General features: G+C 42.3%; 25 protein-coding genes, 1 riboswitch and 1 other annotated feature. Of the genes, 2 read left to right on the top strand and 23 right to left on the bottom strand.

Annotation, left to right across the window (positions count from 1 at the left end; genetic code table 11):
- Positions 1-55: 55 nt before the first annotated feature.
- Genes O3602_RS06100 through O3602_RS06090 form a run of 3 tightly spaced genes read right to left on the bottom strand, consistent with a single transcriptional unit; the run spans position 56 to position 2,752 of the window.
- Positions 56-925 (bottom strand): shikimate dehydrogenase, encoded by an 870-nt coding sequence (locus tag O3602_RS06100; protein WP_371611347.1) that lies wholly within the window; start codon positions 923-925, stop codon positions 56-58.
- Entirely contained in the window at positions 915-1,592 is a 678-nt protein-coding gene (aroD, locus tag O3602_RS06095; protein WP_371611346.1) for a type I 3-dehydroquinate dehydratase, read from the bottom strand. The genes O3602_RS06100 and aroD overlap by 11 nt, the downstream gene beginning before the upstream one ends.
- Positions 1,589-2,752, bottom strand: coding sequence for a class I SAM-dependent rRNA methyltransferase (locus O3602_RS06090; RefSeq protein WP_270298530.1), 1,164 nt, complete (start codon positions 2,750-2,752; stop codon positions 1,589-1,591). The genes aroD and O3602_RS06090 overlap by 4 nt, the downstream gene beginning before the upstream one ends.
- A gap of 217 nt (positions 2,753-2,969) precedes the next feature.
- Between O3602_RS06090 and O3602_RS06085 the strand changes: the two genes are divergently transcribed.
- Positions 2,970-5,129: an LTA synthase family protein gene (locus tag O3602_RS06085; RefSeq protein ID WP_371611345.1), complete on the top strand. Its 2,160-nt coding sequence runs from the start codon at positions 2,970-2,972 to the stop codon at positions 5,127-5,129.
- Between the two features lie 52 nt (positions 5,130-5,181).
- Here the strand turns inward: O3602_RS06085 and pulA are convergent, their stop codons facing one another.
- From pulA to O3602_RS06065, 4 genes are all read right to left on the bottom strand, one after another.
- On the bottom strand, positions 5,182-7,491 hold the full coding sequence (gene pulA / locus O3602_RS06080) for a type I pullulanase (protein ID WP_151379005.1): 2,310 nt from the start codon (positions 7,489-7,491) through the stop codon (positions 5,182-5,184).
- Positions 7,492-7,569: 78 nt separating this feature from the next.
- Positions 7,570-8,532 (bottom strand): diacylglycerol kinase family lipid kinase, encoded by a 963-nt coding sequence (locus O3602_RS06075; protein ID WP_371611344.1) that lies wholly within the window; start codon positions 8,530-8,532, stop codon positions 7,570-7,572.
- 9 nt (positions 8,533-8,541) lie between these two features.
- Positions 8,542-10,500, bottom strand: coding sequence for an NAD-dependent DNA ligase LigA (gene ligA, locus O3602_RS06070; protein WP_003012085.1), 1,959 nt, complete (start codon positions 10,498-10,500; stop codon positions 8,542-8,544).
- An 85-nt stretch (positions 10,501-10,585) separates the two neighbouring features.
- The gene (locus tag O3602_RS06065) at positions 10,586-11,095 is read right to left on the bottom strand and encodes a QueT transporter family protein (RefSeq protein WP_003003677.1); all 510 of its coding nucleotides are present in this window, start codon (positions 11,093-11,095) and stop codon (positions 10,586-10,588) included.
- Positions 11,093-11,199, bottom strand: a riboswitch (PreQ1 riboswitch). It overlaps the preceding gene by 3 nt.
- Before the next feature lie 28 nt (positions 11,200-11,227).
- On the opposite strand from O3602_RS06065, the gene O3602_RS06060 reads away from it, so the two are divergent.
- A complete protein-coding gene (locus O3602_RS06060; RefSeq protein ID WP_371611343.1) occupies positions 11,228-11,671 on the top strand; it encodes a GtrA family protein in 444 nt (147 codons plus the stop codon).
- Positions 11,672-11,695: 24 nt separating this feature from the next.
- Here the strand turns inward: O3602_RS06060 and O3602_RS06055 are convergent, their stop codons facing one another.
- The 16 genes from O3602_RS06055 to O3602_RS05980 form a co-directional block, all read right to left on the bottom strand.
- The gene (locus O3602_RS06055; RefSeq protein WP_371611342.1) at positions 11,696-12,403 is read right to left on the bottom strand and encodes a B3/4 domain-containing protein; all 708 of its coding nucleotides are present in this window, start codon (positions 12,401-12,403) and stop codon (positions 11,696-11,698) included.
- A complete protein-coding gene (locus tag O3602_RS06050; protein WP_003012235.1) occupies positions 12,400-12,864 on the bottom strand; it encodes a MarR family winged helix-turn-helix transcriptional regulator in 465 nt (154 codons plus the stop codon). The genes O3602_RS06055 and O3602_RS06050 overlap by 4 nt, the downstream gene beginning before the upstream one ends.
- A 253-nt stretch (positions 12,865-13,117) precedes the next feature.
- The gene (locus O3602_RS06045; RefSeq protein ID WP_003012087.1) at positions 13,118-14,089 is read right to left on the bottom strand and encodes a YihY/virulence factor BrkB family protein; all 972 of its coding nucleotides are present in this window, start codon (positions 14,087-14,089) and stop codon (positions 13,118-13,120) included.
- Between the two features lie 82 nt (positions 14,090-14,171).
- The gene (locus O3602_RS06040) at positions 14,172-15,032 is read right to left on the bottom strand and encodes a methionyl aminopeptidase (RefSeq protein ID WP_003012160.1); all 861 of its coding nucleotides are present in this window, start codon (positions 15,030-15,032) and stop codon (positions 14,172-14,174) included.
- A gap of 21 nt (positions 15,033-15,053) precedes the next feature.
- The gene (spxR, locus tag O3602_RS06035; protein ID WP_003011594.1) at positions 15,054-16,331 is read right to left on the bottom strand and encodes a CBS-HotDog domain-containing transcription factor SpxR; all 1,278 of its coding nucleotides are present in this window, start codon (positions 16,329-16,331) and stop codon (positions 15,054-15,056) included.
- Positions 16,324-16,875 (bottom strand): GNAT family N-acetyltransferase, encoded by a 552-nt coding sequence (locus O3602_RS06030; protein ID WP_371611341.1) that lies wholly within the window; start codon positions 16,873-16,875, stop codon positions 16,324-16,326. Before O3602_RS06030 ends, spxR begins: the two co-directional genes overlap by 8 nt.
- 56 nt (positions 16,876-16,931) lie before the next feature.
- Positions 16,932-18,191: a UDP-N-acetylglucosamine 1-carboxyvinyltransferase gene (locus O3602_RS06025; RefSeq protein WP_003003362.1), complete on the bottom strand. Its 1,260-nt coding sequence runs from the start codon at positions 18,189-18,191 to the stop codon at positions 16,932-16,934.
- Positions 18,192-18,382: 191 nt separating this feature from the next.
- Positions 18,383-19,573 carry a methionine adenosyltransferase gene (gene metK / locus O3602_RS06020; protein WP_151379013.1) on the bottom strand — a complete coding sequence of 397 codons (1,191 nt, stop codon included), beginning with the start codon at positions 19,571-19,573 and terminating at the stop codon, positions 18,383-18,385.
- Positions 19,574-19,962: 389 nt separating this feature from the next.
- Complete coding sequence (locus O3602_RS06015) at positions 19,963-20,394, bottom strand: hypothetical protein (protein ID WP_003003750.1); 432 nt, start codon at positions 20,392-20,394, stop codon at positions 19,963-19,965.
- Positions 20,395-20,529: 135 nt separating this feature from the next.
- Positions 20,530-20,970 carry a hypothetical protein gene (locus O3602_RS06010; RefSeq protein WP_003003531.1) on the bottom strand — a complete coding sequence of 147 codons (441 nt, stop codon included), beginning with the start codon at positions 20,968-20,970 and terminating at the stop codon, positions 20,530-20,532.
- 170 nt (positions 20,971-21,140) lie between these two features.
- Positions 21,141-21,608: a deaminase gene (locus O3602_RS06005; RefSeq protein WP_049490930.1), complete on the bottom strand. Its 468-nt coding sequence runs from the start codon at positions 21,606-21,608 to the stop codon at positions 21,141-21,143.
- Between the two features lie 104 nt (positions 21,609-21,712).
- Positions 21,713-22,072, bottom strand: a complete 360-nt coding sequence (gene rplT / locus O3602_RS06000) for a 50S ribosomal protein L20 (protein WP_270298554.1) — start codon at positions 22,070-22,072, stop codon at positions 21,713-21,715.
- Positions 22,073-22,121: 49 nt separating this feature from the next.
- A complete protein-coding gene (gene rpmI / locus O3602_RS05995; RefSeq protein ID WP_003003453.1) occupies positions 22,122-22,322 on the bottom strand; it encodes a 50S ribosomal protein L35 in 201 nt (66 codons plus the stop codon).
- 33 nt (positions 22,323-22,355) lie between these two features.
- Entirely contained in the window at positions 22,356-22,886 is a 531-nt protein-coding gene (gene infC, locus O3602_RS05990; protein ID WP_003003721.1) for a translation initiation factor IF-3, read from the bottom strand.
- 16 nt (positions 22,887-22,902) lie between these two features.
- Positions 22,903-23,031, bottom strand: a sequence feature (ribosomal protein L20 leader region).
- Between the two features lie 23 nt (positions 23,032-23,054).
- Entirely contained in the window at positions 23,055-23,735 is a 681-nt protein-coding gene (gene cmk, locus O3602_RS05985; RefSeq protein ID WP_003012065.1) for a (d)CMP kinase, read from the bottom strand.
- Between the two features lie 14 nt (positions 23,736-23,749).
- Positions 23,750-24,205, bottom strand: coding sequence for an SAG1386/EF1546 family surface-associated protein (locus O3602_RS05980; RefSeq protein ID WP_003003714.1), 456 nt, complete (start codon positions 24,203-24,205; stop codon positions 23,750-23,752).
- Positions 24,206-24,229 lie beyond the last annotated feature (24 nt).

Genomic DNA, 24,229 nt, shown 5'->3' with positions numbered 1-24,229 from the left:
TTACTTTAAAATAAGTTGTCTACATTATAAAACAAGACACCAAGTTCTTGTTTTTTTAATGTACAAAATGACTATATTCATTTTTTAAGGCTTCCCAAACTGCCTCCGCTGGGAAATCCTTCTCTGTCATCAACTCAAATGCTTTTTCTGCTTGATAAAATAGCATTCCCAGTCCATTTAACGTCTGATTACCTTGTTGGCGACCCAATTTTAAAAATGGAGTTTCAGCTGGAAAATAAATTATATCGGCAATAATCGCTTCTTTTGGAAATTGAATGTTCTCAGGAATGGGGAGAGACTCACCATCCATACCCACACCAGTCGCATTCAAGATCAAATCGGATTTATTTAGAATCCTTTGAAGTTTCTCTGTATCCTTGATATAGTGCAATTGCAAGTTGAACTGAAGGTTCTTTCCTAATTGGTCCAAGCGTTGTTTGGAAGTCTCATAGCCTTCCGAGCGCTCAAACAGATGGATCTCTGCTGCTCCTTGAGCAATTGCATGTGCCACAATCGCAGAAGCTGCACCCCCAGCACCTAGAATCGCCATGACTCCATTTTTAATTGAAAAGGTCATCGGTAAACTACGAAAGAAACCAATCCCATCCGTATTATAGCCTTTAATCTTGCCGTCACGGTGAACAATGGTATTAACAGAACCGATCTTTCGGGCCATCTCATCCACTTCATCTAAATAAGGAAAGACCTTCTGCTTGTAGGGCATGGAGATATTGGCCCCAATCATATCCAACTTACGAATTTGGCTGATGGTGCTTTCTAAGTCTTCTTCAGCAATATCCCAAGCTAGATAAGCAGCATTGGTCGCTGTTAATTCATAGGCTAGATTATGAATGAAAGGAGAGATACTATGACGAATGGGATGGGCAATGACCGCTGCCATCCGAGTATATCCGTCAATCCTCATTCAATAACTCCCGAATTCTTCTCATATTTTCAAGAGGGATTTGACCTGGAGCACTTTCCTCTCCGACTCTAGCATAAGACCAAGAAGAGCCTGTCAAATCAGCTGTCAAGCGCGAAATCTTCCCGACCTTGCCCATGGAAATGGTTACATACTCTTGCTCAGGATTCAGCGTCTTGAAACCACGCGTATAATTCATCAAATCAAGGACATCTTGTTCATTGTGGGCCATAACGGATACCTTGACTAATTTTGGAGAAAAGCTGGTCAATTCCGATAAGATCTCCATCATATTTTCCGGTGTCTCTTGGAAATTGTGGTAGCTGAGAACAAGATTTGAAAATTCCAACATCTCTTCAAAGATATCACGGTGACTAAAAAACTCGAAATCGATATAATCCGGATGATAGATGGATTGAATATCTTTCAGGATCCCAACATATTCCTCGTTAGTCAGCTCCATCTCTCCACCTTCAGCTCGAGTCCGCAAGGTGAATAAAATTTCGCGTCCAGCAAATTTCTCAAAAACTGCAGGAGCGACGGTTAAGATCTCGCTTTTTTCTAAAAAGTCCGCACGCCACTCAATAACATCTGCATCCTCGTAACGCGAACTATCTAGTTGTTGCGCCTCTTCTAAGGAGCGAGGCATAATCGAAACAACTAACTTCATACATCCACCCTAATCGTAAATACTTTTAAGTAATTACTACTTTCTTCTTTCTTGTTCCATCGAAAATCTCCCGGAAGTCCGTATTCTGCTAGATAGCGATGCTTACGGCCTTGAAATCCCTTTTCGATTTGTTTTTTAAATTTTTCTTTGGTCACATTTGCCGCATTGGTACTGAGAATCAAGGTCCCACCTGGATGTAAAATCTCAAGGGCCTCGCTGACCAACCGATGGTAATCTTTAGCGACTGAAAAGGTCCGTTTTTTATTCCGCGCAAAGCTAGGCGGATCGAGCACGATCACATCATAGTTTAGGTCATGGCGTTTGGCATATTTGTAATAGTCAAAGACATCCATCACGACAAAACGATGAGCATCCAGCGCCAAGCCATTTGCCACAAAATGCGCTTCTGATAATTCTCTACTTCTCTTAGCCAGATCGACCGATGTTGTCTCAACTGCTCCACCCATTGCCGCAGCCACAGAGAAGGCTGCCGTATAGGAGAACATATTGAGCAAGGACTTGCCAGCTGCTAAGCCCTCTACCAAGCTACCTCGAACTTCATGCTGATCCAAAAAGATTCCCGTCATCAAACCATCATTAAGAAAGACTTGGTAAGAGACCCCATTTTCAAGAATCAAAAATTCTTGCGGAGCTTCTTCTCCATAGACATGATCCGATTCATAGTCCAAGCCTTTAAAGCGAATCTTTTCATAGCCGCCTCGAACTTCTGGAAAAGCCTCTTGAAAGGCTACTAGAATAGTTTCCTTGATCTGAAATACGAAGGAATTGTACCAAGAAAAGACAACAAACTCACCATACAAGTCAACCGTGAAGCCACCGAAACCATCTCCCTCTTGGTTAAAGAGACGAAAGGCTGTCGTCGTTTCATCCGCATAATAAGAACGACGGTATTGCTTGGCTTTGATGAAAAGTTTTTTAAAAAAGTCTTGATCAAAAGCGACCAACTCTTGCGAAACAAACCATCCAATCCCTTTATTTTGTTCAGATAAGTATCCGACTCCGAGGGATTGTCCATCTCCTGAAAGCAATTGAACCGCTTGATCCAAAGCAGGAAGTGAGTCAAAATCTTGCTTTTCAAGAAGAGATTGTCCTTGTTTGATTTTTGTTGCGACTTGGCGACTGACTGTAACTTTTTTCATATCCTCTATTATAGCAAAAGTCTGCAGTTTTCACAAAGGGAGGCTTTATTTACTGGAATTTTTTTCACCATTTTATCATTTACTTTAAACGGTTTATAATGCCTAATCTTTCCTATTTCTTTCCTCTTCTTTACAGTCATCTTTTTCTTTCTCCATAAAATTGTGGTATACTTGTATATGAAAATTTTTAGGAAATAAGACAAGGAAGTAACATTTTGTGAAAAAAATTACGAATTCGATACTCAATTTCATGAGTACCAGACTAGGATTTGTCTTGACCCTTCTGCTGCTTTACTGGTTCAAAACCATGTGGGCCTATTCAGTTGATTTTAATTTAGACATTCAAGGACCGTATCAGATTTTTCTAGCAGTGATCAACCCATTGCCGATCAGTCTGTTCTTCATCGGTCTAGCACTCTATATCAAACGAACCAAGCTCTTTTATAGTTTGGCCTTTGGGATCTATCTTCTCTTATTTATTTGGTTGATTTCTAACTCCATCTATTATCGAGAGTTTACAGACTTTGTAACGGTTAATACCATGTTGGCTTCCAGCAAGGTTTCTGCTGGTTTAGGAGCCGCGGCTCTAGAATTGTTCCGCCCTTGGGATGTGATTTATATTCTAGATTTCCCCATTCTCGCTTTCTTCTTCTTTAAGAAATGGATTCGAATGGACAATCGGCCCTTCAATAAACGAGCTAGTTTTGCGGTTACCTCTTTATCAGCTATGCTCTTTTCTGCCAACCTTTTCCTTGCAGAAATTGACCGACCTGAGCTCTTGACTCGTGGGTTTTCAAACTACTATGTCGTTCGTGCCCTAGGCTTACCAGCCTTTCTGGGTTACAGCGCTAATCAGACCTATGCTGCCAACAAAGAGCGTTCAAAAGCCTCCGAAGAAGATCTAAAACCAGTTGAAGAATATATCCAACAGCATTATGCCAAGCCTAATCCTGAGTACTTTGGAATGGCCAAGGGCCGTAACGTCATCTACATTCACTTGGAAAGTTTCCAACAATTCTTGATCGATTACAAGTTGAAAGTAGATGATAAAGAATATGAAGTAACACCTTTCTTAAATTCACTTTACCACTCAAAGGAAACCTTTGCCTTTTCAAATGTCTTTAACCAAGTCAAAGCAGGGAAAACGTCCGATGCTGAGACCATGATTGAAACAGGCCTCTTCGGACTCAACCAAGGTTCCTTTATGGTGAACTATGGTGGAACCAATACCCAACAGGCTGCACCATTTATTCTTTCAAAAAATGGTTACAACTCGAGCGCTGTTTTCCACGGGAATGCTGGAAGTTTCTGGAACCGAAATACAGCATATAAACAATGGGGCTACAATTATTTCTTTGATGCCAGCTACTTCACCAAACAAAACAGCAGTAATTCTTTCCAATATGGTCTCAATGACAAATACATGCTCAAAGATTCCATCAAATACCTTGAAAGATTGCAACAGCCTTTCTATACGAAGTTCATTACAGTTTCCAACCACTATCCTTATACAACCAGCTTGTCAGGAGATGATCTTGGCTTCCCTTTAGCTAAGACACAGGACGAAACCATCAATGGCTATTTTGCGACCGCTAACTACCTAGATTCTTCGATCAAGGCCTTCTTTGATTACCTGAAAGAATCTGGTCTTTACAAAAATTCCATCATCGTCCTCTACGGAGACCACTACGGAATTTCAAACTCTCGCAACCCAGCTCTCGCTCCACTACTTGGCAAGAACTCTGAAACGTGGTCAAGCTATGACAATGCCATGTTGCAACGAGTGCCATATATGGTAGTCATTCCAGGTATGGATAAAGGAGGAATCATTGATACCTTTGGTGGCGAAATTGATATGCTCCCAACCTTGGAACACTTGCTGGGTATTGAGTCCAACAAATTCCTCCAAGTTGGTCAAGATATGCTCTCACCAGATCATGATCAAATCGTCGCCTTCCGATCCGCTAACTACTTTGTAACTCCAGAGTATACGAGTTACAGTGGTCGGACCTATTACACAAAAACAGGTGAGGAAATCACCAACCCAGATGAAAATACCAAGGAACAACTGGATAAAATCCGAGAAGCTGCTAACCTTCAATTGAGGATTAGCGATAGCATCCAAACGGGTGATCTCCTTCGCTTCTTCAAGGGCAATGATCTTGGAAAAGTCAATCCAGAAGATTATTCCTACACCAATTCCTTCAAGACATTGAAGAAGATTGAAAAGGAAAAAGGTGACAAATCAACCAGCCTTTATCATCAACGTGGCAACCAGTCCACCGTTGATCTCTTCAAGGCACCAACTTATAAAGAATTGCACCCAGAAGGCGATAGTTCTTCCTCAACAGAGACCAGTAGCAGTTCTTCTAAATAAAAAGAATCCCTGAGTTTAAAAACTCAGGGATTTTGTGATTTCTTTAAAAAGATTACGCTTTATCTTCATCTAGGACTTCAAAAACAGAAGCTGTTAAATTCTCCACATAGAATGGTCGTTTATGACGACTATTCCCAACCATCAATTTCAATTTATTTGAATTTTGGAGGTAATATGGAAGTCCGCTGGCGTTGAAGATCACCAAGTACTTCTTGTTTCCTGTAAGTTCATAGATGACAAGACCACTGGTATCAGTTGCAGATTGAATAAAGATTTGTTGGTAGATTTTATCATAGCTTTCAAGCGCTAAGACAGGAAGACTTGTCTTCAAGGCGATTAAGCTTCGGATATAGGCAATTGATTCCTTGTTCTGACTGACCAGATCCCAATTGACCTGATTCACAAAATCTGGAGCATTGTAGGAATTCATGGCCTGTTCACGATCCAAAGGGGTGATCTCACCATCAGGACCTGTCGCTACCAATTTAGTCCTCATGAACTCTTGACCCAATTGCATAAAGGCCATGCCCTGAAAGAGCAGATTCATGGCTGTAGCCAACTCTGAGCGCTTGACCAATCCTGCTACTTCTTCATCCGGATGAAGGGTCTGAAGCAAGTCATAGAGATTATAATTGTCATGAGCCTCCACATAATTCAAGACCTGATTGGGACTTAAATAATTGCCAAGCTCTGCGCTACCTAAAGCAGCACGCGCAACGATATTCTCTGTTGATTTTCTGCTGACAAAACCACGTTTGATGGAACCATAAACCTCAGCCCCTTTAATGGCATCGCGCTCCGTATCATTAAAGAATCCAATTCTTGGCAATTGCGCTGCATTGTCTTTCTTAGCCTTGTCCTCTGGTGCGAGACCTGTTCCCATGTCCCAACCTTCTCCGTAAAGAAGAATGCGAGGATCCAGATCGTCCATAGCCTCCCGAATAGCATTCATCGTCCTTACATCATGAATGCCCATCAAATCAAAACGGAAGCCATCGATCTGGTACTCCTTGACCCAGTGCGTGAGGGAATCAATCATGTACTTGCGGTACATTTCATGCTCACTAGCCGTTTCATTCCCGACACCTGTCCCATTTTGGAAGCGACCATCTGGCTCCATCCGGTAATAATAATCGGGTACTGTATTTTGGAAAGGACCATGCTCGGTCGAATAGATATGATTGTAGACCACATCCATGACCACAGAAATTCCTGCCTCATGATAAGCTCGGATCATGGTTTTGAGCTCTTTCATGGTTTGTTTCGGATTGGATGGATCCGTCGAAAAGCTAGTTTCTGGTGCAGAATAATTCTGAACATCGTAGCCCCAATTGTAGGTCACCCGGCCTTCTTCGTCGTACTGTTTAAAGCGATCAGAAATGGGCTGTAGTTGCACGACATTGACTCCTAACTGACGGATATAATCAAAGGCAGTTGCATCACCATGGCTATTGACGGTTCCTTCTTGGCAAGCTCCCAGATAGGTCCCACGCAAAGACTCGTCCACACCTGAAGTCGGTGACTTGGTCAAATCCCGAAGGTGCATCTCATAGATCACTGCTTGACAAGGATTGTCCAAGCGCCAAGGAGTCGCATCGGCGCCTTTTTTAGGACCCCAATCAAACTGACGATCTGCTCTTGAAAGAATGGCAGAGCGCATCCCGTCTGCTGTCGTTGCAATGCTATAAGGATCGCGCGTCACTTGAGTATGGTGTTCAAAATGCACACGATATTGATAGGCCATACCACTTAAATTTCCTAGAAAATCTAAAATCCAAACACCATGGGTATTTTCTGGGTGGTAGCTAGACTCTTGTTTGCCGCGCGTCATCGGAATACTCTTCCAGATAGGCGCATCCAGCTCGGTTGATTGATAAAGCAACAATTCAACTTTCTTAGCAGTAGGAGCCCACAGTTTAAAGCAATGCTCCCCTTCTTCCTCCCGATGACCGAGCCATCCTTGATACGCCCATTTAGCATCAAACTCTCTAGGGCGCATCGCCATATCGTAGGCATGAGGCTGACGATGGCTGTATGCATGACTCGTCAAAGCAGCTTGCAAAGAATAATAGACTGTATCGTCTCCATCGAGAATCCACACTTCTCGAACATAGCCTTCTGGTAAGAGTTCGATTTCAAAATCACGGGTCTTAGTGAGCCAATCCCCTTCTTTGACCAAGACATGGCCCCGGTTCAAGGGTTCTTCGCTCTCATAAATTAGATTTCCCTCTACTCCAAAATAATCCAACTTGGAGAATGAGACTGATTTTCCTTCTACTTGATCCTGCCATTGCCACATATCATAGGCAAAATAATTTCCTTTTTGCTTATGAAAATGAAGCTTTACATGGTATTGTCGCATAACATTTTCCTATTTCCAATTTAATACCGAAGGAACCATCCGCTTGTAAAACACTTAATGGACTCCAACTTTTTGTTTTTATTCGTCAGATGTGTGAACCAAAGCATCGTTGTTGATTTCATCAATATTTGCAAAGAATTCCAAGTGATTATGGAAGACCTCCAATTCAACTGGAGTATCTCCTCCGTACTCCCCATCTAGATTGAGGCGGAATGGTTGAGCATTTTTCCCTAGCATTTCGATCGTCAACTTCTTTGTCTTGAGATATTCTACATTTTCATCGTGCACATGCTTGCCCCCATTGATGGCCTGAATCATCAGAGACAACATGTTAAAGAGCTTAGCAGTCTTGACGATAATCAAGGTAAAGTTCCCATCATCGAGCTTAGCGTCTGGCGCGACACTTTCAAAACCAGCAATGGAGTTGGTCAAGGCCACAAAAATCATAGACGCTAGCCCTTCAAAGACACCATTGTCGTGCTCAATCCGCACCTTACGAGCCTTGTTTCGTGGCAACATTTTAGCAGCTTCTGCCACATAGGCAAAGTAACCCAAGCGAGATTTAACACTACTTGGAACGCTGAAGGTCAATTCTGTCATGGTTCCTGCTGCAGCAATATTGATGAAATACTTGCTGCCATAGGCACGACCAATATCCATCTGAATGGTTTGATTCTTTTCAATAATGCGAGCAGCTGCCACAGGATCGCCCATCGGGATCTTCAAGGCACGCGCATAGTCATTGGTGGTACCGGTCGGGATAAAGGCCATCTGCGGACGATTTTCCAGACCTGCAACCCCATTGACCACTTCGTTAATCGTACCATCTCCACCAGCGGCAATGATTAAATCAAAGCCTGCTTTAGCGGCTCTTTCTGCTTCATTTTGAGCAGAAAATGGTTCTGGAGTCGTTTGATAAGCGCTGGTTTCATAGCCCACGTCTTCGAGTACATCCAAGACTTCCGCAATATTTTTCTTGATAATTTCTTGCCCAGAGGTCGGATTATAAATTAAACGGGCTTTTTTGATTCGTTCTACCATAAAGATCCTCTATAAACTTTCAAGCCAGGCCTCATCTTCTACCTGGATTCCTAATTCTTGTGCTTTGGTTAACTTGCTACCAGCGTCGCTACCTGCAACGACCAAATCTGTTTTTTTGGAAACCGATCCAGTTACCTTAGCGCCTAAACTTTCTAATTTTGCCTTGGCTTCTGAACGTGTGAGTCGCTCCAGCTTCCCAGTCAAAACGACTGTCATTCCTGATAATGCTGCATCAGTAGCGACTTTTTCACCAAGATAGGTCCTATTGACTCCAGCTTCTTTAAGCTCTTGCAGGAGCCGCTTGGATCCTTCTTGCGCGAAATAACGCTTGAGGCTTTCAGCCACGACCATACCGAGACTGTCAATGCTGGCAATTCGTTCTGGATCAGCTGTAGCCAATTGGTCGAGGTCATGAAATTCTTGGAGGAGGATTTGACTAACCTTGCTACCGACATGGCGGATCCCCAAACCAAAGAGCAACTTCTCAGCTGAATTCTCTTTTGAAGCTTGAATGGCTTCATAGAGTTTTTCAGCAGATTTTTCTTTAAAGCCTTCCAAAGTCAATAGATCCTCGACTGTCAGACGATAGATCCCAGCTACATCCTCTACCAACTGAGCTGCGAAGAGTTTCTCTACAACAGCTGGACCCAAGCCTGTGATATTCATAGCATCCCGACTTGCAAAGTGGTTCAATCCTTCCTTAATCTGTGCTGGACAGAGCGGATTGATACAGCGAAGGGCCACCTCATCCTCGAAATGAAGCAACTCACTCTGGCAGCTCGGACAATGTGTTGGAATGGCTATTGCTTGATCAGAGACTCGCTTATCTTTGACAACACGCAAGACCGCAGGAATGATATCACCCGCCTTGTAGACAATGACGGTATCATTCTGATGAATATCTTTTTCAGCAATATAGTCCACATTGTGTAAGGTTGCCCGACTAACAGTGGTTCCTGCTAGCTGGACTGGAGTTAGATTGGCAGTTGGCGTGACAACACCGGTCCGTCCAACCGTCCAATCAACTGATAAGATTTTCGCTTCTTTTTCTTCAGCTGGAAACTTATAGGCTACAGCCCATTTAGGAGCTTTTACGGTAAAGCCTAGTTCTTCTTGAACAGCTAGATCATTGACCTTGATGACAATCCCATCGATATCGTAGGGAAGATCCTCTCGAAGCTGAGCTACTTTTTGGATAAAGTCCCAAATATGCTCCATATCTTCAGCCAGCACTCGCTCTTGGTTCACGACAAACCCTAAGCGGGCTAATTTCTCAAGCACGCCTTCCTGACTGCTTTGATCGGTCGGACTCACTTCTTGATACAAGAAGGTCGCTAGATTTCGCTTGGCCACGATTTTCGTATCCAATTGGCGAAGTGTTCCTGCAGCAGCATTCCGCGGATTAGCAAACTCCGGCTCGCCGTTTTCTTGACGGATCTGATTGACCCGATCAAAGGAAGCCCGTGGCATGTAGCACTCGCCTCGAACAGTAATGTTCACTGGCTCTGGTAAAACCAAAGGAATGTCCTTGACCCTCTTGAGGTTCTCTGTAATATCCTCACCGACAGAACCATCCCCACGTGTTGCCCCCGTTACAAGGACACCATTTTCATAGGTGAGGGAAATGGACAAGCCATCGATCTTCAGCTCACATACATAGCTGATGGAAGGAAATTCCTTACGGACACGCTGATCAAAGGCTTCTAATTCTTCACGCGAAAAAGCATCCTGCAAACTATAAAGGGGATACTGGTGCTGGTATTTAGTAAAGCCTTTTAAAACCACCCCACCTACACGGTGAGTTGGACTCTCTGGTAAGATCTCATCTGGATGAGCAGTTTCTAGTTCCACCAACTCCCGATATAATTGATCATACTCACTATCTGAAACTGATGGAGCATCTTTTGTGTAATACTCATAAGCATAACGATTGAGTAATTCCACTAATTCTTTCATTCTGGTTTTCATGTTCTTATTTTATCATAAAATCTTAATTTAGCCTTGAATTTACTGCATTCTTAGCATTAAAAAAAGGAGCCAAAGCTCCCTTTTCTTATTTTGTAAAATCGATCCGTTTAGAAAGTTGATTGATCACAATCGCTCCAAAAATCAAGGATGCAAATTCACCCAATCCCATGGTCAACCAGTTATAGAAGAATGGTTGGCCTTGAAGGTAATAAAGTTCCAAGGCAATCGTAAACATGGAGATGGAAAAGAAAATCGCAAACAAGAAATGGTCCAAGCGAATAAGACCGTCAAACAAGAACTTGTTTTTGAAACGACTAAATAGAATGAGTCCAAGTCCTAAGAAGACAAAGGTTGAACCTCCACCGACAAAGACATCGATCCATCCAAAACTAAATAAGTTAGCAATCATACAACCAAGAGTCACCCCAATCAAGTACTTCTTATTGTAAAAGGCTAAGAAATTCATCATCTCCGAAACACGGAATTGATAGCCATAATAGGCCATGGCATTGAGAGGAGGGGTAATCGTTAATACGATATAAATCGCGGCAACAATGGCAATTTGTGCCATATCACGAGCAGTTAACTGTTTCATTTATTCTCCTTTAGCGGTTTTCCCGCGTATAATATGCTTGGCGAAAGGATTTTAAGCACCAAGGGTTGAATAATTTATTTTTTCAACCTTTCAAGTATAGCATATTTTAAGGTTTTATGGTAGACTAAATTTATGAAAACACTAATTAAAAGATTTTTTGATAATGAGATTTTATCTTATCTATTTTTTGGAGTAGCAACAACCATTGTTTCCGTCGGAACCCGCCTCTTCATCTATCATATGTCTCGTGATGAACGATTAGCGACAGCGATTGGAAACATTGCTGGGATCCTTTTTGCCTTTGCGACCAATGATACCATCGTCTTTAAGCAAGAGAGAAAAGGCTGGTTTCAGCGCCTAATCCGATTTTCGATTGCGCGCTCTGGGACCTTTATACTGGACATGGCCTTAACAGAAATCTTTGTCAAGCAATTCCCAGGAATTATCGGGCAATTTGTCCACAATAACAAAAGCCAGATCAATCTAATCGAAACCCTCTTTGCACAAGTGGCCATTGTGGTCCTCAATTACGTCTTTAGTAAACTCTTCGTCTTTAAAAATAAAAACAAGGCTTGAAACGATTGTTTCAGCCTTATTCTTTTAAACTTCTATACTTGCATGCTCTGCACTTAATTGATAGATGGTGCCTTCAACCCCAAAATAATCCTTGGCTAGATCTTTCAATTCCTGCATGGCTGTTTGAGCCCGTTTGGCCTGCTCCTCATTGATGGCTTCAATAACCAGGATAGCGTCCTTGGTATCTTCTGTTAGCATGGTTCTTTGAGCCTCACGCCAATTCAAGCAACGACAAACGGCTCCTTCTTGGTCGTAGTAGATGATCTCCCCTTCCAAAGCTGGCGCATCTTCTTCAGCTCCTAACGGAAAGAAAGGTTCGCCTCCTTTCGCTTGTCCTAGAGAGAGTCCCCCCACCAATTTATCCATATCTTCTCCCCCACAAGGAAGGGCATAAGCCATAGACACACTATTGTAAAGATCCACCAAAGGATTAATCGGATAGAATTCACGTCCCTGATGAACCCGTTTTAAGAGTGCCTCGATCGAAGATCGGGCTCCTTTTTTTGTTTTAAACTTGCTAAAAGCTTGGCGCCACTCTTGAACGAACTCACTCTGGGTATAGTTTTCTTCATCGATAAATTCCCATGCTCGCTTGGCACCCTCGTCCAACAATTCTTTGAAATAAGGATCCTTGGCTTCATCTACTGTATTATCAATGCCATACAAGGACATCACTGTAATTCTAGCTGTTGGGAATAAATCCCAAAAAGCTTGATCGACTGTCACTTTCATTGCTTTACCTCACTATAATTTCTTTTTTGACCTTTTTTGACTAGCTCCCAATCCAAGGTGATATTCTCACGAACTCGGATGAGATACTCCTCTAACTGTGAGACTTCTTCTTTGGAAAATCCTTTTAAGGCAGTTGTTTCAGAGTAAAGATGCTCCCCTAAAATGAAGGGGTAAATCTTCTTGCCTTTTTCAGTTAATTCCCATTCCTTGGTTTTGAGGTTTTCACCCCTTGGGCGCTGTTGAATCAAGCCTCGTTCTTCTAGTTTTTTTACGGATCGGGCAACAGTTGAGCGATCTACTTTTAAGAGCTCAGAGAGTTCTTCCTGAATCATTCCAGGTTGCTCCGCAATTCGCACCAAGTAAAGGTATTGACCACGCGCCAGATCCAAATCTCGAAATTCAATATTTGCTATAGAATCCAGTGCTCGCGCAATGATGCCAATCTCACGCAAAATACTCATCTCACTCCTCCTTTCCTATTGACAATAGCATAACACATTTTTGTTGCAAATGCAACAAAAATAGATAACAAAAAAAGAGGCTGGGACAAAAGTTCTAGCCTCTCAATTATTTTTGAATTGTCGAGCAAGACGCAGTGGTTGAGTGGGCTCTACTACGCTGATTTCATCAGCTTTTACAGCCCTACTAAACTGTGCGGAGGTGGGACGACGAAATCGAATTCTAACGAATTACCGATTTCTGTCCCACTCTCCCTTATTCCTTTTTATCTTTTTTTATCAAGCGTAACCGTCGCTTTAATGTTTGTGAAGCTTCTTTATGCCGAAAGGCTACTTCTTCTGTTTTTAATTTGGAGACAATTTCTCCATTGCGTGTTTGGAACTTGGCTTCTCTAGCAAACTGGATACTAGCGTTTAAAATACAACCAATAATCATGATTTTAGCTACCAAGATGAACCAGAACATAATGACCGCTAGGACGACCGAACCGAAGAAACGAGCATCTAAGAAATGACTCACATAACGATCCACATATTTCCAAAAGATATTCAAGATCGCATACAGGACAGCAACAACAAAGGTCGCCCCTGGCAATACATATCTAAATTTCGGAATTTTGACATTTGGAAGGGTGTAATAGAGCAAGACCAGACTGACAAAAAGCAAGAGATAGATGGTCGGCTCTGTCAAATTCAGTAAGCGCACATAAATCGTCCGATCAAATGAAAAGGTCTGATAGAGATAACGAACGATCATTTTCCCAAACATGGAAAGGATCAGCGAGAGTCCGAACAAGCCCTGCAAGGCAAAACTGATCAGAAAGCTAAAGAGTCGCCCCCAGATAATACCACGCTCCTTTTCCACCCCATAACTCTTGTTATAGGCTTTTTGGAGGTAGGCAATGCTCTGAGAGAAGATCCACAAAGCGGAAACGATCGAAAAACTCAGTAAGCCTGTTGACGGTTTGGTCAACACACTCGAAATCATCTGTGCCACTATTCTATATAAGGACGCTGGCAAGACTTTTTGTAAGCTCAAAAGAATCTGGGTAGGACGAATATGAAAGTAAGGCAGAATATTGGCTGCAATCAGCATCAAAGGGAAAATGGAGATCAACAAATAATAGGCAACCGCAATACTGGTGATATCAGACTCTGCACTCTGATAAAACCGCACGAAGCCCTTTATAAATGGCTGCCCCAGTACTTTTTGTAGGATCTTTTTCATTCGTCACCTCCCCATTTTACTAAAAAGAGCAAAGAGCGAAACCAGACACTTGCCTTCAGCTCCATTCTTTCCTCTCTATTTTTTAGTATGTTCCTTCTTCACCTTGACTAGTCAAGATCACTGGACCATCTTTTGTAATCACAAATTGATGCTCGTATTGACAAGAAAGGCCACCGTCGAGGGTCTTATGGGCCCAACCAGTTTCCATATCTGTATCAATCTCCCAAGTACCGGTATTAATCATTGGCTCAATCGTCAAGACCATCCCTTCACGTAAGCGAAGACCGCGTCCAGCACGACCATAATGCGGTACCATTGGTTCTTCATGCATGGTAGGCCCGACACCGTGTCCGACCAAATCACGCACCACGCCATAGCCCTTGCTTTCTGCATACTCTTGAATCGCTGCGCCAATATCTCCCAAGCGATTGCCGACGACTGCTTTTTCAATTCCTTTATAGAGACATTCTTTGGTCACGTCCATCAAATCTTTAACTTCTTGAGAAACATTTCCAACCGCATAAGCCCAGCAAGAATCTGCCAAGCCGCCAGAATAGGACTCAGTGTACTTCTTCATTTGCGACACATTATCAAAATCTAATTTTGAAACATCCAAAACAGACTTATCCAGCGGTTCTGACAAGACCATGTCTACCTTGAGGAGATCACCATCTTTGAGAATGACATGACGTGGAAAAGCATGGGCTACTTCGTCATTCAAACCACAGCAAGTCGCATAAGGATAGTCCATGAGACTGCCTTCTACACCGATCTGAAGCGGCAAGACATTGGCTTCTTTACAGCGACGACGGACATATTCTTCAACTTCCCAAAGATCAAGCCCTGGCTTGATCAAGTCACGTAATCCAATATGGATACTGGCAAGGAAATCTCCTGCACGATCCATGGCTTCAATTTCACGTTGTGATTTTAATGTAATCATTGTCTCCTCATTTCTTTTTGTTTAATTAATCTTAATCGTAATGGTTGCTTTTGCGACTAGCTGCAAATCTAAATACAAGCTAAAATCAACCAAGGCTGAACGTCTGGTTCGTCGTACAAGTTGGGGTTCAATGCGGATCACATCATCCACCTGCACAGCCTGTAAAAAATTGATGATCAACTGTTCGACAATCAAGCTACGCCCACTGTGTTGCATCATCTTGCGAACAACCTTCATCAGCACTTCGATCATCACCCCATTGGCCAAAACACCACTTTTCTCCAGCATACTTGGTTCCACTGTGAATTGGTAATGGTCATTCTCTGTTTGAATCTTTTGACCAATCTGCTCACTAAAGGTTGGTAAGCTCGAAAACTGCACCTTGCTAATCCGATCCATGACATCCCTCCGCGTAATAACCCCCAGCAAGGTCTGGTTATTACGAACAACAGGAATCATTTCATAATCTTCAGCGATCATCCGTTGGCTAATCGTCGCAATGCTTGTGGACAAATTGGTAGTAAAGATGGTCCGTGACATCACCTTATCAAGGGTCGTCTGAGGCACCTTATCTCCAGCATCTCTCATGGTCACGACGCCCACCACCATCTGGTGCTGATTGACAACCGGAAAGCGACTAAAGCGATTCTTTCGGACCAAATCTAAATAATCCCGAACCGTATCCGTCTCAGAAAGAAAACCATACTCATGGAAGGGGCGATAGACCTGCTCGACTGTCAAGATGTCCGTCTTAATCTGCATGTTGGACAAGGCCTTATTGATCATGGTCGCGACGGTATAGGTATCGTGTGAAGTTCGTATGACTGGGATTTGTACCTGATTGGCCAGATCAATTACATCCTCACTGACCTCAAAGCCACCTGTCACTAAGACCGCATTGTCATGCTTAAGAGCCAATCGTTGGATGTTAGTGCGGTCTCCCACGATCAAAAGCCCACCTTCAGACACATAGTCTAGGACGTGCTTCTCCGTCATGGCACCGATGTAAAATTTATTAAATTCTTTTTCGAGACCTTCCTCACCTGCTAATATTTCAGAACCGGTGATTTCTAAAATTTCCCGATAAGTCAGGTGCTCTAGTACAGCTTTTTGCGATTTGACACGGATGGTCCCGCTTCTAGGACGCGTTTCGACAATTCCTTGATTTTCAGCTTCTTTAATGGCACGATAGGCTGTCCCATCACTGACATTCAAAAAATTGGAGATACTGCGGACACTGACCCGTTTCCCAATCGGTAATTTTTCGAGATAGTCTAAAATCTCTTGGTGTTTACTCATAAAAGTCCCCTCTACCTAGGCGGAAATCATAATAATCGCGCATTTTACGCGTATAGCGGTCACTCCCTTTGAATTGACGAAAGAGACGAAAACCAGCCTTTAAAGCGACCTTTTGACTCCCTGCATTTTCAACATGGGTGACAATCTTAAGCTCCTTCAGTTGAAATTTTTCAAATGATAGGTAGGCCAACTCTTTGACCGCTTCTGTCATCAGACCCTTTCCCCATAAATCTTTGCGTAAAAAGTAGCCTAACTCAGCCTCACCCCTGATTTCATCCAACTTTTCAAACTTGATGGAGCCAACCATCTGATTGGTTTCCTTATCACAGATGGCCCAAACCCCCAAAGGATTTTTCATGAAATAGTTGGCAAGTACATATTGAGTTTCAGCAAGATCGGCTTGTGCAGGAAAGATAAATTGTAGGTTATCAGGATTCGAAGCAATCTTATAAAAATCTTCCGCATCCTCAAAGAGAAAAGGTCGTAAATACAACCTTTGTGTTTCAATTAGTGAATAGGCAGCTAAGTGCGTCCAAATATTCATGTCAAACTCCATTGTTCGTGTATTCAGCCGCCACTATCAGGCCCCTAGGTCGGTCACTATTCCTCTACCAACTGGATATCTGCTCCAAGTTGGGTCAATTTATGAATAATATCTGAATACCCGCGAAGGATGTATTCCACATTTGTAATTTCTGTTGTTCCAGAAGCCATCAGACCTGCGATCACTAAAGCCGCACCAGCTCGAAGATCCGTCGCTTTCACACTGGATCCTGTCAATTGATTTGGCCCTTCATAGATAATATGGTCGTTCAAGGTCGAAATAGTGGCCCCCATTTTAGCCAATTCTGGCACATGGTTGACCCGCTTTTCATAAATCGTATCAACGATTCGACCACGTCCTGCTGCTGTTAAGAGCAAAGGTGTGATCGGTTGTTGCAAATCAGTCGCAAAACCAGGATAAGGAGACGTTTTGATCTGGATCGCCTTCAAGCCCGTCTGCTTTTCTACAAAGATGCTATCTTCAGAAATGGTCATACGCACACCCATTTCCTCTAACTTGGCAATATAGCTCTCTAAATGTTCATACAGGACATTGTTGATCTGGATACCTTCTCCGATAGCAGCTGCAAGGGCAATATAGGTTCCAGCTTCGATGCGATCTGGAATCACCTGATGTCTAGTTCCATGCAACTGTGGAACACCATCAATGATAATAATGTCTGTCCCTGCTCCCCGAATATGGGCTCCCATGTTGTTGAGCAAGGTCACCACATCGATAATCTCAGGTTCTCGCGCAGCATTTTCAATCACTGTCCGTCCCTTAGCTTTGACCGCCGCCAAAATCGTATTGATCGTTGCACCGACACTAACTGTATCCATGTAGATGTTAGCTCCTTGAAGAGGCCGACCTTCAGTTGCAAGCTTCATACTAGAGCCATCCATAGTCATAGTGGCTCCCATCGCTTCAAAGGCCTTCAAATGCAAATCAATCGGACGTGGGCCAAGGTCACACCCACCAGGAAGCCCAACCGTTGCTTGACCATAGCGCCCTAACAAGCTGCCATAGAAATAATAGGAAGCTCGCAGACTATTGATCTTTCCAAATGGCATAGGCATATTCTTCACTCCACGTGGATCAATGATCAAGCTGTCTTCATTGCGCTCAATCTTAGCCCCCATGATGGTCATGATTTCAATCAGACTCGCCACGTCGGAGATATCCGGTACCCCGTCAAGGGTCACGATATCATCCGCCAGAATGGTCGCCGGAATCAGGGCTACTACGCTATTTTTTGCACCACTAATGGACACCTCTCCTTTTAGAGGGCGACCACCATTTATTACAATTTTTTTCATCTTATTAATTTATTAGTTCTTTCAAGTCTTTTTCCTTTTACTATCGTTTTTTTAACGGAAATAAAAGGGACAACGTATTCAAAATACTGCATCTATTATACCACAGATCGCCCTATTTTTCCATCTGTAGGAATTTTCAAAACGAAAAAAAGCTAGGATCATCTTGACCCTAACTTTTGCATTTCAACTAATCATTTTACAGCTTCTTTCAAGGTTTCCACCTTGTCTAAACGCTCCCATGGAAGGTCGATATCTGTCCGTCCCATATGGCCATATGCTGCTGTTTGACGGTAGATTGGACGCTTGAGGTCGAGCATTTGGATAATGCCTGCAGGACGAAGATCAAAGATTTGACGCGCTGCTGCCTCTAATTTGCTCTCAGCAACAGTACTTGTACCAAAGGTATCGATACGAACAGATACTGGATGAGCCACCCCGATCGCATAAGCCAATTGCACTTCTGCCTTCTTAGCAAGACCTGCTGCTACGATATTCTTGGCAATGTAGCGAGCTGCATAAGAAGCGGAACGGTCTACCTTCGTCGCATCCTTACCAGAGAAGGCACCACCACCGTGACGTGAATAACCACCATAAGTATCCACAATGATCTTACGACCTGTCAAACCAGAGTCTCCTTGAGGCCCACCGATAACGAAACGACCTGTTGGGTTGATGAAGAATTTGGTCTCATCATCAATATAAGAAGCTGGAATCACTTCCTTGATAACCTTGTTAATCACATCTTCGTGGATTTGTTGGTTGCTGACATCTTGATCGTGTTGAGTTGAAATAACCACCGTATCCACGCGCACTGGACGATCATTTTCATCGTACTCAACCGTAACTTGAGATTTCGCATCTGGACGAAGATAGCTGATTTCCCCAGACTTACGAAGCTCTGCCAAACGACGAACCAACTTGTGGCTGAGTGAGATTGGAAGTGGCATAAGTTCTTCTGTCTCATCCACCGCAAACCCAAACATGAGACCTTGGTCTCCTGCTCCAATCAAATCAAGTGGATCTTGATCTGCATTTCCACGTACTTCCAAGGCTTCGTTTACCCCTTGGGCAATATCAGGAGATTGTTCCACCAAAGATGGGTGTACTCCTACAGTCTCAGCAGAGAATCCATATTCTGTATTGGTATAACCAATCTCTGCAATCGTATCTCGAACAACCCGGTTAATATCCACATAAGCCGTCGTTGAAATCTCACCAAAGACATGCACGGAACCAGTATAAACAGCTGTTTCTGCAGCCACGTGAGCTTCAGGATCTTGCTCTAAAATAGCATCTAAAATAGCATCTGAAATTTGGTCTGCAATCTTATCTGGATGCCCCTCAGATACTGATTCAGACGTGAAAAGTTTACGTTCTGACATAAAAATGTCCCCCCTTAAAAAATATTGTTATAGAGTTACAAAGTACTGATAGATAGACTATCACCTTATCGGGACCATATAACACTTCATTATAACACATTACCAATGATATGGAAAATTATTTTGTAAGAAGCCTATTAGATCAGTTTTTTTAGTCTATGAACGACCTAATTATACCGACTTGAATATAGTTCTCAAAGTTCCTAAAAAGTTCACAAAAAAATACCCATAGGGTATCTATCAATTAACGAGTCCAGTAGGCAAGATCTAGCACCCTCACACGGTACTTCTTTATCTTCAAAAATAGTAGGTAACCGCACAGCAATGGATGCTATTACATAGTTAAATTACAACATATTTATAAAAATCTTCAATCCCATCTACACTAGTCACTCTCCATTTTTAAACAACACAGTTCCAATCAATACCAGCACTCCTACCACAAGCGGTGGTATATGATTAATCACCCAATCCGGATCACCCGCAGCAATAAATGAAAAAACATAAATAGCTGCTGCTATATAAAGAGTTGTTTTATTGCCCTTTGCTTTTCCATTCCACAAGAGGATAGTTGCAATAACAAAGCTAATCATATGGATTCCCAAAAAGTACAAAAAGCCACCAGCCCACGCTCCCATTGAAAAGAGACCTAATAAAAGTAAAACTGTATAAGCAATGGCTATGAACAAGGCAAAAGAAAGTATTGCAGAAGTCCCAACTCTCTTCTCTGGCTTCATTTCATTGTTCGGAAAAAGACTTTCATCTGAAGCATATGCCTCATTTTCTTTATCTACTTCAGGATTTTTTTGTTGATCTGTCATAACTTTCTCCTAACATTTTTAGTTATTCTTTCAAATAATAGCGCTTAAAAATAGAGCGGAAGAACTGATTTAACTATCTCTTTGATCGACCCGAATACTTTTTATTGAGTAGAGTTGACCATACCTATTTTTTGATTAAGAGCTTTTCTCTTCTTTAACCAGGAGTGTTCCGATTAAATCCAAAATACCTAAACATAAGGGAGCAATTCGAAATATTTCCCAGTCCGGATCAAAAGCCAAGATGATAGACAGCAGATAGAGTCCAACACTCGCATAGAGAAGGCTTTTATTCCCCTTCTTCATCCCTAGTCGAATTAGAGAGGCTCCAATCGCAAGACTTAATAAGTTTGGACCAAGGAAAATCAAAACGACAAATCCCCAACCTTCACCCCAAGGTGCAAAGTAAAAGAAAAACAATACAAGATAGATAATGGATAGGTAAAAGGTTACTGAAAGAAGAATAGAATGTAAGCTATTTTCTTTTGGAGGATTCTGAACAAATATAGAATTGGGATAATCTTCACTGATCTTGCTATGTTCTTTATTTTCCTCAAAATGTTTCTCTTGGTTTGTCATCACTTTCTCCTTCCTTTCTTATATTTTTATGTTTTTCCTTTAACACCATTATTCTTGATTCCATCATTCCTTTCATGGTATCCATCTATTCAATGCTATCTCTTAACATTAATTTGGACAGGTTTCCAATTAGATTGCTAACATATCATGAAATAGACTGGAAATCTTCCCTAAATAAAATCAGCCTCTGCAATAGCTCGTTTCACTTCTTCAATTGGTAAATTGACCAGTTCTACTTCTTTTTCACGGTAGAGATACTCGGCATATTCATCAATTCGATACTGATGAATGTATACCACTCTCTTGCAACCGACTTGAAGCAATTGCTTGGTACAATTGAGACAAGGAAAATGCGTCACATAAGCTGTAAAGCCCTTGGGAATTCCACGTTCAGCTCCTTGCAAAATCGCATTGACTTCCGCATGAATTGTCCGGACACAATGTCCCTCGACCATGAGGCAGCCATCCTCTAGACAATGATCTGTCCCAGAAACGGACCCATTATAACCCGTTGCAATGACCTTATTATCCTTAACCAGAACGGCCCCTACCTTAGCGCGATTACAGGTCGCTCGATTCGAAATCAGTAAGGCCTGTGCTGCAAAATATTCATCCCATGCTAGTCGATTGTGTGTCACCTTTGTATCCTCCATCTCTCCTCATATTGCTTACGATTATTTTCATTATAGCATGAAATCAACAAGAAAAAAAGACTGAGAAAATCTTCCCAGTCTTATAAATATTATTTAGCAAGTTTTGCTTTCGCTGCATCTGCAAGAGCTGTGAAAGCTACTGCATCGTTAACAGCCAAGTCAGCAAGCATTTTACGGTTAACTTCGATCTCAGCCAATTTCAAACCATGCATCAATTGTGAGTATGAAAGTCCATTCAAACGAGCTGCCGCATTGATACGTGTGATCCACAATTTACGGAAGTCACGTTTCTTTTGACGACGGTCACGGTATGCATAGTAGTAAGAGTTCATTACTTGTTCTTTTGCAGTACGGAACAAGATATGTTTAGCTCCATAGTAACCTTTAGCTAATTTAAGAATACGTTTACGACGTTTGCGTGATACAACGCCACCTTTAACACGTGCCATTTATATTTCCTCCAATATTTCCTAGAATTCTTTACTTACGAATACGCGATTATTTCAAGCGAGTAAGCATTGCTTTGATACGTTTGAAATCTCCTGCATGCACCATAGATGCTTTACGAAGATGACGACGTTGTTTCTTAGTTTTTCCGTGGAAACGGTGAGAAGTGTAAGCACGGAAACGTTTAAGTCCACCAGAACCTGTACGTTTGAAACGTTTAGCTGATGCGCGGTGTGTTTTTTGTTTTGGCATGATATTTTCTCCTTTTTTTAACTTTCTGACAGATTATTTCTTGTCAGTTGCTGGCGCCAACTGCATGAACATTTGACGTCCATCCATCTTAGCTCGTTGTTCGATGATCGCCACATCTTGTGTCGCTTCAGCGAAGTCGGCTAAAACTTTAGCACCAATCTCTTTGTGGGTAATCATACGACCCTTAAAGCGAATGGATACCTTCACTTTATTTCCTTTTTCAAGGAATTTGCGAGCATTGCGAAGTTTTGTATCGAAATCACCCTTGTCAATCACTGGGCTCAAACGAACTTCTTTCACGGTAACAACGCTTTGTTTTTTGCGTTGTTCTTTTTGCTTCTTCTGGTACTCAAATTTGAACTTACCGTAGTCCATAATTTTCGCAACAGGAGGTTTAGCTTGAGGTTGAATGAGAACCAAGTCAACATTAGCGTCGTCCGCAAGTGCTTGCGCTTCGCTAAGTGGTTTGATACCCAATTGCTCACCTTCAAGACCGATTAAGCGAACTTCACGTACACGAATTTCATCATTGATGAATAAGTCTTGCTTTGCTATGGTTTTCACCTCTTTTTTATTATTCGAGAAAAACAAAGAACGGACCTGCAAAACAGGCCCGAACTACATGATGTATTTCATTACTGAAACTTGATCCGTAGGGGCCAGGCAACTTGCGTCACAAGGCGAGAAGTTCTCACTTCTGCTTTTCTCAACTTTTATATGATATCAAGTTTTTTATTCTTTGTCAAGAAGTTTTTTTGCTTTTTCTTCAATAAAGGCAACAACGTCTGCAATTCCAACACCCGTGGTGTCAAAATGAATGGCATCTGCTGCAGGTTTCAAAGGAGAAACGGCACGGTGGCTGTCCTTATAGTCCCGCTCAGCGATTTCTTTTTTCAGCAATTCAAGATCCGCTGTAATGCCCTTCTCAACATTTTCCTTATAGCGACGTTCTGCCCTCTCCTCCACAGAAGCAACCAAAAAGATCTTTAATTCTGCATGTGGAAGGACAACTGTCCCAATATCACGACCATCCATAACAATGCCACCTTCTGCTGCAATCTCTTGCTGTAGAGCGACAAGTTTTTCACGGACTGGCGCAAGTGCTGCAACCCATGAGACATTATTGGTCACTTGGTTATCGCGAATCGGGTGGGTAATATCCACATCTGCTACAAAAACGAGCTGTTCTCCGTCTTCCGAACGACCAAAACTAATCGGATACTGATCTAAAAGGTCTAACAAGTCATCAACCTGTTCGGCTGTCAATTTATTTTGCAAAGCTAGATAAGTCGCTGCACGATACATAGCCCCCGTATCTAGATACGTATAGTCTAGATCCTTAGCAATGATCTTCGCAACCGTTGACTTTCCACTAGAAGCCGGTCCATCAATAGCAATTTGAATTTGTTTCATGCTGTGCTCAACTCCTACTGAATCTTAACGACATCACCAGGATTGGCATACCATGATCCTGTAGACATGTGAGATGGATTTAACTGTTCCAATTGAGCAATGGAAATGCCGGCACGCGCTGCAATAGCTGCTTCCCCTTCTCCTGCTTGAACAGTAATCGTTCCTTCTTCAGAGTTTTCATTTTTCGAACTGTCCTCGGTAGCTTCTTGTTTGTTCTTTGCCGCAGGGGCGGATGATTTCTGTTCAACCTTGGTCTCACCATTATAGAATCCAGACATTTGTTTGGATTTGTTGCTGCCACCTGTTGAAAGGAAAATCAACAAGCAGACCATCGCCACTACTACTACAAAGAAAATAATGGCTAAAATCGTCAATAGACGATCTGCCTTAATTCCGTTTAACTTACTCGTTCTTTTCAATGTTTCTTCTCCATCATCGTAAATATCTTCTTCCCATGGTTCTTTTGCCATGACTTCCTCCTTGTTTTTTCTCGT

It is taken from the genome of Streptococcus sp. 27098_8_186, assembly GCF_041432055.1.
GTDB classification, from domain to species: domain Bacteria; phylum Bacillota; class Bacilli; order Lactobacillales; family Streptococcaceae; genus Streptococcus; species Streptococcus dentalis.
This window is presented reverse-complemented; position numbering and strand designations above follow the sequence as displayed.

Bases quoted from the DNA above. Each gene is read 5' to 3' on its own strand.
- O3602_RS06100 (WP_371611347.1), bottom strand. From the start codon at position 925: ATGAGGATTGACGGATATACTCGGATGGCAGCGGTCATTGCCCATCCC.
- aroD (WP_371611346.1), bottom strand. From the start codon at position 1,592: ATGAAGTTAGTTGTTTCGATTATGCCTCGCTCCTTAGAAGAGGCGCAA.
- O3602_RS06090 (WP_270298530.1), bottom strand. From the start codon at position 2,752: ATGAAAAAAGTTACAGTCAGTCGCCAAGTCGCAACAAAAATCAAACAA.
- pulA (WP_151379005.1), bottom strand. From the start codon at position 7,491: ATGCGACAATACCATGTAAAGCTTCATTTTCATAAGCAAAAAGGAAAT.
- O3602_RS06075 (WP_371611344.1), bottom strand. From the start codon at position 8,532: ATGGTAGAACGAATCAAAAAAGCCCGTTTAATTTATAATCCGACCTCT.
- ligA (WP_003012085.1), bottom strand. From the start codon at position 10,500: ATGAAAACCAGAATGAAAGAATTAGTGGAATTACTCAATCGTTATGCT.
- O3602_RS06065 (WP_003003677.1), bottom strand. From the start codon at position 11,095: ATGAAACAGTTAACTGCTCGTGATATGGCACAAATTGCCATTGTTGCC.
- O3602_RS06060 (WP_371611343.1), top strand. From the start codon at position 11,228: ATGAAAACACTAATTAAAAGATTTTTTGATAATGAGATTTTATCTTAT.
- O3602_RS06055 (WP_371611342.1), bottom strand. From the start codon at position 12,403: ATGAAAGTGACAGTCGATCAAGCTTTTTGGGATTTATTCCCAACAGCT.
- O3602_RS06050 (WP_003012235.1), bottom strand. From the start codon at position 12,864: ATGAGTATTTTGCGTGAGATTGGCATCATTGCGCGAGCACTGGATTCT.
- O3602_RS06045 (WP_003012087.1), bottom strand. From the start codon at position 14,089: ATGAAAAAGATCCTACAAAAAGTACTGGGGCAGCCATTTATAAAGGGC.
- O3602_RS06040 (WP_003012160.1), bottom strand. From the start codon at position 15,032: ATGATTACATTAAAATCACAACGTGAAATTGAAGCCATGGATCGTGCA.
- spxR (WP_003011594.1), bottom strand. From the start codon at position 16,331: ATGAGTAAACACCAAGAGATTTTAGACTATCTCGAAAAATTACCGATT.
- O3602_RS06030 (WP_371611341.1), bottom strand. From the start codon at position 16,875: ATGAATATTTGGACGCACTTAGCTGCCTATTCACTAATTGAAACACAA.
- O3602_RS06025 (WP_003003362.1), bottom strand. From the start codon at position 18,191: ATGAAAAAAATTGTAATAAATGGTGGTCGCCCTCTAAAAGGAGAGGTG.
- metK (WP_151379013.1), bottom strand. From the start codon at position 19,573: ATGTCAGAACGTAAACTTTTCACGTCTGAATCAGTATCTGAGGGGCAT.
- O3602_RS06015 (WP_003003750.1), bottom strand. From the start codon at position 20,394: ATGACAGATCAACAAAAAAATCCTGAAGTAGATAAAGAAAATGAGGCA.
- O3602_RS06010 (WP_003003531.1), bottom strand. From the start codon at position 20,970: ATGACAAACCAAGAGAAACATTTTGAGGAAAATAAAGAACATAGCAAG.
- rplT (WP_270298554.1), bottom strand. From the start codon at position 22,072: ATGGCACGTGTTAAAGGTGGCGTTGTATCACGCAAACGTCGTAAACGT.
- rpmI (WP_003003453.1), bottom strand. From the start codon at position 22,322: ATGCCAAAACAAAAAACACACCGCGCATCAGCTAAACGTTTCAAACGT.
- cmk (WP_003012065.1), bottom strand. From the start codon at position 23,735: ATGAAACAAATTCAAATTGCTATTGATGGACCGGCTTCTAGTGGAAAG.
- O3602_RS05980 (WP_003003714.1), bottom strand. From the start codon at position 24,205: ATGGCAAAAGAACCATGGGAAGAAGATATTTACGATGATGGAGAAGAA.